The organism is Phreatobacter aquaticus, assembly GCF_005160265.1.
Lineage (GTDB): Bacteria > Pseudomonadota > Alphaproteobacteria > Rhizobiales > Phreatobacteraceae > Phreatobacter > Phreatobacter aquaticus.
Genome location: NZ_CP039865.1, coordinates 2,052,015 through 2,064,458 on the forward strand (window position 1 = coordinate 2,052,015; position 12,444 = coordinate 2,064,458).

The following is a 12,444-nucleotide window of genomic DNA, read 5'->3' on the forward strand; positions in this document are numbered from 1 at the left end:
GGTCATGATCGCTCGTGATGGTCCGCCCGCTGATCCCACAAGAGACCACAAGTTCCATGACATCCGCCGACACCGCCGCCGCCCAGACCGCCGTCGACAAGGCCTTCGAGGCGCTCGAACAGCACCGCCGGACGCTCGACAAGAGCACGATCGCCGACCTGCTCGCCGGTGATCCCAGGCGCTTCCAGCGGTTCTCGCTGCGGCTCGGCTCTGTGCTGATGGATCATTCCAAGACGCTGGCGACCTCGCGCACCGTGAAGCTGCTGGTCGATCTCGCCCGCGCCAGCGGCCTCGAGGCCCGCCGCGACGCCATGTTTGCGGGCGAGAAGATCAACGCGACCGAAAAGCGCGCCGTGCTGCATGTGGCCCTGCGCACTCTGTCGGGCCGGCCGATCCATGTCGATGGCCGCGACGTCATGCCGGAGGTCGCCGCCGAGCGCGAGCGCTGCTTCGCCTTTGCCGAGGCGATCCGCTCCGGCGCGCTGAGGGGCGCCACAGGCAAGCGCATCTCGACGGTGGTCAATATCGGCATCGGCGGCTCCGATCTCGGCCCCGCCATGGCCGCCCTGGCGCTCCAGCCCTATGCCAAGCGCGGGCTGACCGCGCGCTTCGTCTCCAATGTCGACGGCGCCCACATGGCCGATACGCTGCGCGATCTCGATCCCGCGCGCACGCTGTTCGTCGTGGCCTCCAAGACCTTCACCACGATCGAGACCATGACCAATGCAGCCACCGCGCGCGGCTGGGTGGCGCAGGCACTGGGCGAAGCGGCGGTTGGCCACCATTTCGCGGCGGTCTCCACCAATCTGGCCGCGGTCAACACATTCGGCATCGCGGCCGAGCGGATGTTCCGCTTCTGGGACTGGGTCGGCGGGCGCTATTCGGTCTGGTCGGCCATCGGGCTCACCTTGATGATCGCCGTCGGCCCGCGCCATTTCACCGCCTTCCTGGCCGGCGCCGAGAAGGTCGACGAGCATTTCCGCAACGCGCCCCTTGCCCGCAACATGCCGGTGATCATGGGGCTCATGGGCATCTGGCACCGCAATGTGCTGGGCTATGCGAGCCACGCCGTCCTGCCCTATGACCAGCGCCTCGCGCGTTTTCCGGCCCATCTCCAGCAGCTCGACATGGAGAGCCTCGGGAAAAGCGTGACTCTGGCCGGTGCGCCGGTCGAACGACCGACCGGTCCGGTGATCTGGGGCGAGCCCGGCACCAACGGCCAGCACGCCTTCTTCCAGCTGTTGCACCAGGGCACAGACGTGGTGCCCTGCGATTTCCTGATCGCCGCGAGCCCTCACGAGCGCGGCCGCAAGCACCATGACCTGCTGATCGCCAATTGCCTGGCGCAGAGCAAGGCGCTGATGCGCGGCCGTACCCTCGAGGAGGCGACCCAGCAGCTGATCGACGGCGGCATGGCGCCGAAGGAGGCCGCAAAGCTCGCGCCGCATCGGGTCTTCGCCGGCAATCGCCCCTCGACCACCTTCCTCTACCGCAAGCTCGATCCCGCAACGCTCGGCATGCTGGTGGCGCTCTACGAGCACAAGGTCTTCGTCATGGCGACGGTGCTCGGCATCAACGCCTTCGACCAGTGGGGCGTCGAACTCGGCAAGGAGCTGGCGACAGCGCTTGAGCCGGTGGTCGCCGGCCGCCAGGCTGCGCTCGATGGTCTCGACGGGTCGACCGCCGGCCTCGTCGCCACCCTGCGCAAGATGCGGGTGTAGGTACCCGGACGCCGTTCGGGAAACAGGCAGATCAGGGTCGCTTGCCGGTCTCTTGTGCAGGCCTTTTTCTGCGGCATAGATGGCCGCGTCTTTTTCCAGCCGCGCCTTCCGGAGCCGCCCATGTCCCGCATCGTCACCGTCGCCGCCGCCCAGCTTGGCCCGATCCAGAAGGCCGATTCGCGCGAGAGCGTGGTTGCCCGCATGATCGCGCTGATGGAGCAGGCCAAGGCGAAGGGCGCGACCTTCATCGTCTATCCGGAACTGGCGCTGACCACCTTCTTCCCGCGCTGGTATCACGAGAACCGTGCCGAGGCGGACCATTGGTTCGAGGCCACGATGCCGAGCCCGGCAACCCAGCCGCTGTTCGACAAGGCCAAGGCGCTCGGCATGGCGATGAGCTTCGGCTATGCCGAACTCACCCCCGACGGCCACCATTTCAACACCTCGATCCTGGTCGACAAGACCGGCAAGATCGTCGGCAAGTACCGCAAGATTCATCTGCCGGGCCATGTCGACTACGACACGTCCCGTAGCCACCAGCATCTCGAGAAGCGATATTTCGAGCCGGGCGATCTCGGCTGGCCGGTCTGGGAATTCGAGGGCGGCCTGATGGGCATGGCGATCTGCAACGATCGCCGCTGGCCGGAGACCTATCGCGTCATGGGCCTGCAGGGCGTCGAGATGGTCGTGCTCGGCTTCAACACGCCCTCGGTCAATGCCCAGCGCGGCGACGAGAAGATCGAAGACCGGATGTTCCATCACCGGCTGTCCTGCCAGTCCGGCGCCTATCAGAATGCCACCTGGGTCGTGGCGGTCGCCAAGGCTGGCGACGAGGATGGCCACCATTGCATGGGCGGCACGCTGATCGTCGATCCCAACGGCAAGATCGTCGGCGAGATCGACCACGAGGATGACGGCATTCTCGTTCACGCCTGCGATCTCGACGCGACGATCTTCGGCAAGGAGACGATCTTCGACTTCAAGCGTCATCGCCGGGTCGAGCATTATGGCCTGATCACCGAGCGTGTCGGTGTCGGCGCGCCGCTGGGCAAGTAGAGCCGGCAAAGGGCCCGTCGGGCGCTGGCCTTCATACAGGATTTCACCTAGGCTTAGGTGAAATTGCGTATGAGGCATTCATGTTCAGGCCCATCAGCCGGGACTGGCACGCTTCGAAAGAAGCATTCCGCGAGCTGCGCGGCAGGCGCGTTGCCTATGCCGCGCTCGCGGCATCGCTCGCCTATGCGGTCTATGCCTTCGTCCTGTTCCCGACGACTGTCGCCCGGGTCCGCCTTGGCCTGGACCTCACCGTCGGTGGGGTCACACGCTCGGCATCGAATATTGTGGAACTGCGCTCGCGCGCAGGCTTCGGCCTTGCGGGTCTTGCTGGTCCGACCCGGCCGGTCCTTCGCGGCGAGGCCGTGCCCCTGGCGCTCGGTCGCCATGCGATTCTCGTGCTGCTGCTCAGTCCGGTTGATCCCACCACACCCGCCGACTGGCCGCTTCGGCAGATCGTCGCGGCGGCGGGCGGTGATCCCCATGCCCCGCTGGACAACGCCATTGCCTGGCTTGGCCGGCAATCGGGCCGCTTCGATCTGATGAGATCGACGGCCGAGTATGGCGGCGAGAGCCGTCCCCTCCATCCGGACATGATCTTCCTGCCCGACCGTCGCGTCCCGCTGGTCGGGGCTGTCGGCGCGAGAGACTGGCGGCCCGTCGATGCCGAAGCCCCGGATTCAGTCCTTGGAACGGACTGCGCGCGCATCACGGTCTGGATCGAACCGGTCTCGCGGTTCCGGCCGATCTCGCGGGGCGACCTTGCGATCAGCCTGCCGTGGTTCAACCGCTACTGGCTGAAACATTGGGGGCCAGAACCGCCCGCCGATGGCCTGAACCCGGCAAGCCTCAAGGTCGACTGACCGGCGCACACCCCTCTGCATGCTCAGGGCGCAGGCAATTTGCTCGATTGCATACAATTCCAGCAGAGCCTTTCTGGCAGGATTGGTCCGCAATATCAGAGAGATAAGGCGGCAATCCACCTTGGCATGGAACTTGAGAGTCGTCTCCACGGATACCTGCCCGGAGACCTGGCCATGTCACGCACCGCATATTCCCGCCGCACCATGCTGAAGGCGGCAGCCGCCGCCGCCGCAAGCGCCGGCTTGCCCGACATCACCTTCGCCCAGGCCGCTTCGCAGCCGCTGCGGATCGGCATCTCGCTGTCCGATGTGCCGCGCATGTGGGGCGGGCCGGAAGGCGGCTTCGAGGGCGTGCGCTTCGGCGGCTATCTGGTGTTCGACGCGCTGATCAACTGGGACATGACCAAGGCCGACCAGCCCTCACGGCTCACCGGCGGCCTTGCCGAGAGCTGGGCGATCGATCCGGCCGACAAGAAGCGCTGGATCCTGAAGCTCCGCCAGGGCGTGAAGTTCCACGACGGCACCGCCTTCGACGCCGATGCGGCGATCTGGAACTTCGATTCCATCTTCAAGCAGGATGCGCCGCAATACCATGCGCCGCGCTCCGGGCTCGTGCGCTCGCGCCTGTCGTCGTTGGCCTCCTACGAGAAGATCGACGACAAGACCATCGCGGTCACGACCCAGTTCGTCGATTCCGCCTTCGCCTATCAGCTGGCCTATCTGTGGTTCTGCAGCCCGTCGAAGCTGCGCGAGCATGGCGGCGACTGGCAGAAATTCGCCCTCCAGCCCGCCGGCACCGGCCCCTACAAGGTGGTCTCCGTCACGCCGCGCGAGCGCACCGAGCTTGAGGCCAACACGGCCTACTGGGATCCGAAGCGCGTGCCGAAGGCACCCCGCACGGTCCTGCTGCCGATCCCCGACAGCAATGCCCGTATCGCCGCGCTGCGCGCCGGCACGATCGACCTCGCCGAGACCCTGCCGCCCGACGCGATCCCCTCGCTGAAGGCCGCCGGCATGCAGATCGTCCAGAACACCTATCCGCACATCTGGGCCTGGCGGCTGAACGTCAATCCCGGCACGCCATTCGGCGACGTGCGGGTGCGCAAGGCCGCCAACCTCGCCATCGACCGCGCCAGCATGGTGGAGCTGCTCTCCGGCACGGCACTCGCCGCCAAGGGCAATGTGCCGCCGGGCGATCCCTGGTACGGCAAGCCGAATTTCGACATCAAATTTGACGTCGAGGCCGCCAAGAAGCTGATGACCGAAGCCGGCTACAGCGCCACCAAGCGGCTGCCGGTGACCATCGTCATCGCGTCTGGCGGCGGCGGGCAGATGGTGCCCATGCCGATGAACGAGATGATGCAGGAGAACCTGAAGGACATCTTCATCGACGTGAAGTTCGAGGTGGTCGACTTCACCACGATCATCAACATGCTGCGCGGCGGCGCACGCTCCGACCAGCAGAAGAACTTCCACGGCATCAATATCGCGATCCCCACGATCGAGCCGACCGCCGGCTGGACCATCTATGACAGCCAGCTCACATCGCCGCGCGGCAACAACTGGGGCTGGTACAACAACCCAGCTGTCGACGCGCAGATCAAGGTCATGCGCGATGCCTTCGAGCCGGCAGCCTATGACGCCGCCATGGGCAAGCTGCATGAGCTGATCGTCGACGATGCCGCAGCGCTCTTCGTCGTCCACGATCTCAATCCGCGGGGCTTGAGCCCCCGCGTGAAGGGCTTTGTCCAGTCGCGCAACTGGTTCCAGGACTACACGCCGATCTCGGTCAGCTGAGGCGCCTGGCCGGCGCGAAGATGGAAGCCTTGCGGCGGGGGCCTTTGACGGCCTCCGCCTTTCATGGCATCGCCAATCCGAACTGAAGCCTCACGGGCGAGGCAGCGAGCGAGGAAAAAGCCATGAAGGTGAACGGCACCGATCTGTCCAAGGCCGAAGGCGTCTATGTGATCGCCGCGACGCCGTTCCATGACGATGGCCGGATCGACGAGAAGTCGACCGACAGCATGGTCGATTTCTACCGCTCCTGCGGCTGCACCGGCATGACCATTCTGGGCGTCATGGGCGAGGCCCCGAAGCTCTCGGCCGAGGAATCGGTGGCGATCTCCAAGCAGATCATCAAGCGCGCCGGCCCGTCCATGCCGGTCATCGTCGGCGTGTCCTCACCGGGCTTTGCCAACATGCAGACGCTCGCCAAGACCGTGATGGACGCTGGCGCCGCCGGCGTCATGATCGCGCCGCCCAACACGCTGCGCACCGACGACCAGATCGTCGGCTATTACAAGCAGGCGGTGGACGCGATCGGCGCCGACATCCCCTTCGTCATCCAGGACTTCCCGCTCACCTTCTCGGTGATCATGAGCCCGAAGGTCATCCGCTCCATCATCCAGGAGCTGCCGTCCTGCGTGATGCTGAAGCACGAGGACTGGCCGGGTCTTGAGAAGATCTCGGCGCTGCGCGGCTTCGAGGCCGATGGCTCGATGCGCCACGTCTCGATCCTCTGCGGCAATGGCGGCCTGTTCCTCGATTTCGAGTGCGAGCGCGGCGCCGATGGCGCGATGACCGGCTATGCCTTCCCCGACATGCTGGTCGAGACGGTCAAGCTGATGAAAGCCGGCAAGCGCGACGCCGCCCACGACCTGTTCGACGCCCATCTGCCGATGATCCGCTACGAGCAGCAGCCGGGCGCAGGCCTCGCGGTGCGCAAGTACCTGATGAAGAAGCGCGGCGTGATTGCCTCGGATGCCCAGCGCAAACCGAGCGCGCCGCTCTCCGCCAAGGCCCGCGCCGAGGTCGACTATCTGTTCGATCGCCTCGCCAAGCTCGACGCCCGCGCCAAGGCGGCGTGAGGTTGAGGACTGGGTGTTGGGGATAGTGGCCCCTCACCCTGGCCCTCTCCCCGCAGGCGGGGAGAGGGAATTGCACCGCGCCAGCTCGGCTCGTGGGCGCAATTTTCCTGTCCTCATCCTGAGGTGCGAGCGATAGCGAGCCTCGAAGGACCGCTTGCCGCGAGCGGATGAGGTCATGCGAGACCGGGAAGGCGGAGACATTCCCTCTCCCCGCCTGCGGGGAGAGGGTTAGGGTGAGGGGTCTCTGACCGTCGTCACGGACCAGATCCAGCTGTCCGGCAGATGACCGCGGCATTGAAAGAAAGGGGACAGTGCCATGGTCGACATGATCCCCGTCACGCCGTCGATCCGGCTGCACCCCGACGACATCACCGTCACCTTCGTGCGCGCCTCCGGGCCCGGCGGTCAGAACGTCAACAAGGTGTCGACCGCCTGCGAGCTGCGCTTCAATCTCGCAGGCTCCAATCTCCCCGAGGAGGTGAAGGCGCGCCTCGTGCCGCTGGTCGGCTCAAGGCTCACCAAGGACGGCGTGGTGGTGATCCAGGCCGATCGCTTCCGCTCGCAGGACATGAACCGTCAGGACGCACTGGAGCGCCTCGTCGAGTTCGTCCGCCGCGCCGCTGTCAGGCCGAAGCGCCGCATCGCCACCAAGCCGACCTTCGGCTCGAAGCAGCGCCGGCTGGAGGGCAAGTCGCTGCGCTCGGGGGTCAAGAAGATGCGGCAGGGCAAGCCCGGGCTGGATTGAGGGGCTGTCGCTCGCGGTGATTTCGCGAGCAAAGCTCGCTGCGCCGCCTGTGCTCTCTCACCCTCTTCGGCCCACTCTCTCCACCATCATGCCCGCCCTTGTGGCGGGCATCCACGACTTTGGAGCGGACAAGGCGTGGATGGCCGGCACAAGGCCGGCCATGACGACCTGAGAGTGTGAACCGCGGAGTGGATTTCCACCCCTCACACCAGCCCCGCCGCCTGGGCAATCCGGAACTGCCCGGCGAACGCTGCGTCCGCCGGCGCGGTCTCGGCCTCCATCCCCAGCACGTTGAACGCCGTCGCATAGCGCGCCGCCAGCGCCTCGCCGCCGACGATCAGCACCGGCCCCTCGACATCCGGCGCAAACGAGCGCGCCTCGGCGATCTCCGCTCCGATCAGCAGCCCCGACAGCCGTTCCGCCGTGGTCGCGGGGTCGAAATCGCCGAGCAGTCCGCCGGCGCGCAGCCGGAACAGCTTGCCGAGCAGGCCCGCGCCATGGTCGGCCATCCCCGCCACCACACCCGCCGAGAAGGCCTCGGCCGAAGGGCGGCGATCAGCCGTCGTCAGCCGCAGCACTGTATGGTCTTTCACCGCCGCGAAGATGTCGCCGGTCATGGCCGTGCGGAACCCCTCGATCCGGCCGGCGGTCACGCGCACCCATTTTGAATGGGTGCCGGGCATCACGGCGAGCCGCGTGCCCTCCAGCGCGAGGCCGGCGATCTGAGTCTCCTCGCCGCGCATCACGTCGGGCTCGCCGTCGCCGTGGCGGAACGACAGGCCGGTGACGAAGCCGATGGTGCGGCCGGCAGGCGTCACATGGCGCGTGAGCGCCCCCGCGAGTTCAGCCGCCCCGGCCGGGCAGGGCAGATAGGGCGTCTCCACCCAGCCTGTGCGGCTGGTCACCATGCCCGACGCGATGATCGGCAGGCGGCCAGGGCGGCCTTCCCAACTCGCGACCGTCTGGTCGAGAACGGACTCGAACCCGCGGTCCTGAACCGACAGCAAGCCATGCGGCCCATCGACGCGCCCGACGATGGCGCCGCTTTCGTCCATCAGGGCCGCACGAAACGAGGTTGTGCCCCAGTCCACGCCAATCAGAACACCCTTGTCGCTCACCAGACTTATCCCCTGTCCTCTGGTCGATTCCGCCACGGTATGGGCCTCCTGCGTCGGGGCCTCTTGCGTGGGGACCCGACGCTATCCTAACGCTCGGGGAGCTGCACTCCGCCGATCCGCCCCTTGAGCCCGCCGAAGCGTCCGCACCCATGTCCCATGATCTTGCCGTAGCCCGCGCCGCGACCCTCCAGCCGATCGCCGCGATCGCCGACAAGATCGGCATACCCTCATCCGCGCTCGATCCCTATGGCAAGCATATCGCCAAGCTCGACGAAGAGTTCCTCGCGGGACTGAAAGATCGGCCCGATGGCCGCCTCGTGCTGGTCACCGCCATCAATCCGACGCCCGCCGGCGAGGGCAAGACCACCACCACGATCGGCCTGGGTGACGGTCTCAACCGCATCGGCAAGAGGGCGGTGATCGCGCTGCGCGAACCCTCCCTCGGGCCGGTCTTCGGCACCAAGGGCGGCGCGACCGGCGGCGGCAAGGCGCAGGTCCTGCCCATGGAGGCGATCAACCTCCATTTCACCGGCGATTTCCACGCCATCACCTCGGCGCACAATCTCCTGTCGGCGCTGATCGACAATCACATCCACTGGGGCAATTCGCTCGGCTTCGACACCCGCCGCATCGTCTGGCGGCGCGTGCTCGACATGAACGACCGCGCGCTGCGTCAGCTGGTGGTCGGTCTCGGCGGCGCGCCCAATGGCTTCTCCCGCGAGGACGGCTTCGACATCACGGTGGCCTCCGAGGTCATGGCCTGCTTCTGCCTGGCCGACGGCCTCGCCGATCTCGAGGCCAGGCTCGCCCGCATCGTCGTCGGCTATACCCGCGCCAAGAAGCCAATCACGGCTGGCGAACTCAATGCGGCCGGCGCCATGACCGTCCTGCTCAAGGATGCGATCCGGCCGAACCTCGTGCAGACCATCGAGGGTTCGCCGGCTCTGATCCATGGCGGCCCCTTCGCCAATATCGCCCATGGCTGCAATTCGGTGATCGCGACGCGCGCAGCGCTCAAGCTCGGCGATTACGTGGTGACAGAGGCCGGCTTCGGCGCCGATCTCGGCGCGGAGAAATTCTTCGACATCAAGTGCCGCAAGGCGGGCCTCAAGCCCGAGGCCGTGGTGCTGGTGGCAACCGTTCGCGCCCTCAAGATGAATGGCGGCGTCGCCAAGGCCGATCTCGCCCGCGAGAACCTCGATGCGCTGTCGAAGGGCATCGTCAATCTCGGCCGTCACGTGAAGAACCTGCGCTCCTTCGGCGTGCCGGTGATCGTGGCGATCAACCATTTCACCACCGACAGCGAGGCCGAGCACGCGCTGATCGCCCGCATCTGCGCCGACGATTACGGCGTGGAGGCCGTGCAGTGCCGCCACTGGGCCGATGGCGCGGCGGGCGCCGAGGAACTGGCCCGCAAGGTCGTGGCGCTCTGCGAGGGTGGCACGGCGGCCTTCAAGCCGATCTATCCGGATGTGATGCCGCTCGCCGACAAAATCCGCACCATCGCGACGTCGATCTATGGCGCGGCGGATGTGGCCATTTCCTCGAAGGCCGCAGCCGATCTCCAGGCTTTCGAGGCTGCGGGCTACGGCAATCTGCCCATCTGCATGGCCAAGACCCAATATTCCTTCTCGGCCGATCCGACCTTGCTCGGCGCGCCCTCGGGCCATGTCGTGCCGGTGCGCGAGGTGCGCCTCTCAGCCGGCGCCGGCTTCGTGGTGGCGATCTGCGGGGACATCATGACCATGCCGGGCCTGCCAAGGCTTCCGGCGGCAGAGGCGATCCACATCAACGCCGAGGGCCAGATCGAGGGCCTGTTCTGAGGTGGCGGCGACGCCCGAACTCTGACGCCCCACCCTATCCCTCCCCGCAAGCGGGGAGGGATAGGGTGGGGCCTTTACCCCGCGCTCGGGTGCCATCCCGGCTCAAATCCATCGCGCAGAACAGCAACCATCGTCGGCGGCGTCAGCACGCTGACCTCGCCAGCCGGAAGCGCAACCGCGTCGCCATAGCCAGCAAACGACCAGGGCAGCGCCCGTCTGTTTCTCATCGCGAAGGCCCGGCCACCCACTGCGAACATCGCCCCATCCGGCAGATCAGCCGCCGTCCCCCGGTGCGCGCGCTGCGTCAGCCCGTCCACCCGCTCTGTCTGCAGCAGCGCGTCCATCTCGGGTGCTTTCGGCGGCTGTGATAGCCCCTTCGCCCGCGCCCAGTTCGCGGCGAACCTGACAGCATCGGCCCGCCGGCATTCGAAACAGGGGCGGTGCCCCGCGGCCAGCGCCGTCACTTCGTCGAGAAAGAACAGTTCGGTATAGCCGCGCCCCATCAGTGGGCGGCGTTTACGGCCCTTGAAGGCCAGCACGCAGCAGAGCCATTGATCGGAGGCCCAGGCGCGGGCCTTGAGCGTGCCATCGTCGCGATGGAACCGGCCGCCGCGATTGCCATACATCGTGCCGCGATCGGCAACCGCGTGGATGGCCCCGAAGGGATCGACGCGGTTGCGGAGCGGCATGGCCGTCAGAAGCGATTGCCGCCGGGCGGATCGCCGGCTTCACGCCGGCCACCGCCGAACAGGCTCTCGAAGAAGTTCGGCTGCGGTGGCGGGGGCGGCGGCGCCAGAACCACCGGCTCGGCCGGCGGCCGGTCGGCGGCGCGCACGACGCGAACGGGAGCTGCACCCGGCACATCATAGCTGTAGATGTCGTCGCGGAACTGCACCGTGCCGTCGGGCGCGGCCCAACCGGTCATGTAGACCCAGGCCACCGGCACCGGCTGGGTCAGCCTGACATCCTTGCGCTGGGTCTGGGTCATCTCGGCATCGACGCGCGACCGTTCCCAGCCCTGCGGCGCCAGCAGCCACGTCACGAAGTCGTTGACGTCGCCAACGCGCACGCAGCCGGACGAGAAATAACGGGCTTCCGAATTGAACAGCCGGCGCGACGGCGTGTCATGCATGTAGACGGCTTCGCGGTTCGGCATGTCGATGCGCACGCGCCCCAGCGAATTGCCGACGCCGGGATCCTGGCGCAGCGTGTAGTTCACCGCCTGCTCGGTCTGCCAGTTGATCGAGGCGGGGTTCACCTCATTGCCGTTGCGGTCGAGCATGCGCACGCGCATGGAGGCCAGCGTCGCCGGATTGCGCCGCATCTTCGGAATGATGTCGCGGCGGATGATCGAGGTCGGGATCGTCCAGGTCGGGTTGAAATTGACGACCGTCAGCCGGGTCTCGACCATCGGCGAGGCATGTTCGGGCTTGCCGACGATGACGACATGGCGGCGGCGCACGATCGAGCCTTCGACCGCCTCGGCGGCGGCGGCGGGAATGTTGACCACCACATAGCGCGGGCCAAAGGCGAAGCGGCTGTCGGCCAGCCGCTCGAGCGACTTTTCCAGCGCCGTGATGCGGCTCTGCACGGGAATGTTGAGCTGGCGGATGGTCGGGGCGGTGACCGCGCCGGAGGCGAGATGGCCGACGCGCCGCTGGAAGCGCTTCACCGCCTCGACGGTCACGTCGTCGAACAGGGGACCGGGCGACTGGTTGAGATCCAGATCACCCTCGATAGCGAGCCGCTGCTTGAGGGCAACCACCAGCGGGCCGGTCGACCCCTTGGCGATGCGCGGCGTCGAGGTCGGCAGCGCGCCCCATCCGCCGCGCTGGGCGATCTGGCGATAGCGGGCAAGTGCGCCCTGGGTCATCGCGATGGTCTGCGGGCCGTAGGTCGGCTGCGGATCGGTCGACAGCGCGGTGACGCGCGGAGCCGGCGGCGGCGTCGGACGGCGCGGGCGGGCGACCTGGGCGGCGGGGGGCGTGGGCTGGCCTGAGGCGGCAGGTGCAGTCGGGGCAGCGGCCGGATCGGCGGGTGCTGCGGGAACGGCCGGGGCCGCCGGAGTACTGACTGCCGGAGCTGGCGCCTGCACTGTCGGTTCGGCTGGCGTCTGGGCCATCGACCCCGTCGCGACCAGTGCCAGAGCTGCGCCGATGAGCGCTGCCGGGATGCGCGGTGAGGATCGATGGGTCATAGCGCTCAGTCATGCCTCCGCAGAATGTCGATTTGTTTGCGCAAATCCGGCGCTATG

The 12,444-nt window shown here is 67.2% G+C and carries 10 protein-coding genes; 7 read left to right on the forward strand and 3 right to left on the reverse strand.

Annotation, left to right across the window (positions count from 1 at the left end; all coding sequences use genetic code 11):
* The first annotated feature begins 56 nt into the window (after positions 1 to 56).
* The 6 genes from pgi to arfB all read left to right on the forward strand — a co-directional run bounded on the left by pgi (position 57) and on the right by arfB (position 7,249).
* On the forward strand, positions 57 to 1,721 hold the full coding sequence (gene pgi, locus E8L99_RS09535) for a glucose-6-phosphate isomerase (RefSeq protein ID WP_137099313.1): 1,665 nt from the start codon (positions 57 to 59) through the stop codon (positions 1,719 to 1,721).
* A 120-nt stretch (positions 1,722 to 1,841) separates the two neighbouring features.
* Positions 1,842 to 2,777 (forward strand): N-carbamoyl-D-amino-acid hydrolase, encoded by a 936-nt coding sequence (locus E8L99_RS09540; RefSeq protein WP_137099314.1) that lies wholly within the window; start codon positions 1,842 to 1,844, stop codon positions 2,775 to 2,777.
* 80 nt (positions 2,778 to 2,857) lie between these two features.
* Complete coding sequence (locus E8L99_RS09545; RefSeq protein ID WP_137099315.1) at positions 2,858 to 3,637, forward strand: hypothetical protein; 780 nt, start codon at positions 2,858 to 2,860, stop codon at positions 3,635 to 3,637.
* A gap of 174 nt (positions 3,638 to 3,811) precedes the next feature.
* On the forward strand, positions 3,812 to 5,434 hold the full coding sequence (locus E8L99_RS09550) for an ABC transporter substrate-binding protein (RefSeq protein ID WP_168201622.1): 1,623 nt from the start codon (positions 3,812 to 3,814) through the stop codon (positions 5,432 to 5,434).
* Between the two features lie 122 nt (positions 5,435 to 5,556).
* The gene (locus tag E8L99_RS09555; RefSeq protein WP_137099317.1) at positions 5,557 to 6,504 is read left to right on the forward strand and encodes a dihydrodipicolinate synthase family protein; all 948 of its coding nucleotides are present in this window, start codon (positions 5,557 to 5,559) and stop codon (positions 6,502 to 6,504) included.
* Positions 6,505 to 6,829: 325 nt separating this feature from the next.
* Positions 6,830 to 7,249, forward strand: a complete 420-nt coding sequence (gene arfB / locus E8L99_RS09560; protein WP_137102049.1) for an alternative ribosome rescue aminoacyl-tRNA hydrolase ArfB — start codon at positions 6,830 to 6,832, stop codon at positions 7,247 to 7,249.
* A 203-nt stretch (positions 7,250 to 7,452) separates the two neighbouring features.
* Here arfB and E8L99_RS09565 read toward each other — a convergent pair whose 3' ends face one another.
* On the reverse strand, positions 7,453 to 8,367 hold the full coding sequence (locus tag E8L99_RS09565) for a 2-dehydro-3-deoxygalactonokinase (protein WP_137099318.1): 915 nt from the start codon (positions 8,365 to 8,367) through the stop codon (positions 7,453 to 7,455).
* 149 nt (positions 8,368 to 8,516) lie between these two features.
* On the opposite strand from E8L99_RS09565, the gene E8L99_RS09570 reads away from it, so the two are divergent.
* The gene (locus tag E8L99_RS09570; protein WP_137099319.1) at positions 8,517 to 10,190 is read left to right on the forward strand and encodes a formate--tetrahydrofolate ligase; all 1,674 of its coding nucleotides are present in this window, start codon (positions 8,517 to 8,519) and stop codon (positions 10,188 to 10,190) included.
* A gap of 74 nt (positions 10,191 to 10,264) precedes the next feature.
* Here E8L99_RS09570 and E8L99_RS09575 read toward each other — a convergent pair whose 3' ends face one another.
* Complete coding sequence (locus E8L99_RS09575; protein WP_137099320.1) at positions 10,265 to 10,879, reverse strand: hypothetical protein; 615 nt, start codon at positions 10,877 to 10,879, stop codon at positions 10,265 to 10,267.
* Positions 10,880 to 10,884: 5 nt separating this feature from the next.
* Positions 10,885 to 12,387, reverse strand: a complete 1,503-nt coding sequence (locus E8L99_RS09580; RefSeq protein WP_137099321.1) for a L,D-transpeptidase family protein — start codon at positions 12,385 to 12,387, stop codon at positions 10,885 to 10,887.
* Positions 12,388 to 12,444: the final 57 nt, after the last annotated feature.

Coding starts and splice junctions, on each gene's coding strand:
- E8L99_RS09580 (WP_137099321.1), bottom strand. CDS start 12,387: ATGACCCATCGATCCTCACCGCGCATCCCGGCAGCGCTCATCGGCGCA.
- E8L99_RS09570 (WP_137099319.1), top strand. CDS start 8,517: ATGTCCCATGATCTTGCCGTAGCCCGCGCCGCGACCCTCCAGCCGATC.
- E8L99_RS09555 (WP_137099317.1), top strand. CDS start 5,557: ATGAAGGTGAACGGCACCGATCTGTCCAAGGCCGAAGGCGTCTATGTG.
- E8L99_RS09540 (WP_137099314.1), top strand. CDS start 1,842: ATGTCCCGCATCGTCACCGTCGCCGCCGCCCAGCTTGGCCCGATCCAG.
- E8L99_RS09550 (WP_168201622.1), top strand. CDS start 3,812: ATGTCACGCACCGCATATTCCCGCCGCACCATGCTGAAGGCGGCAGCC.
- E8L99_RS09545 (WP_137099315.1), top strand. CDS start 2,858: ATGTTCAGGCCCATCAGCCGGGACTGGCACGCTTCGAAAGAAGCATTC.
- pgi (WP_137099313.1), top strand. CDS start 57: ATGACATCCGCCGACACCGCCGCCGCCCAGACCGCCGTCGACAAGGCC.
- arfB (WP_137102049.1), top strand. CDS start 6,830: ATGATCCCCGTCACGCCGTCGATCCGGCTGCACCCCGACGACATCACC.
- E8L99_RS09575 (WP_137099320.1), bottom strand. CDS start 10,879: ATGCCGCTCCGCAACCGCGTCGATCCCTTCGGGGCCATCCACGCGGTT.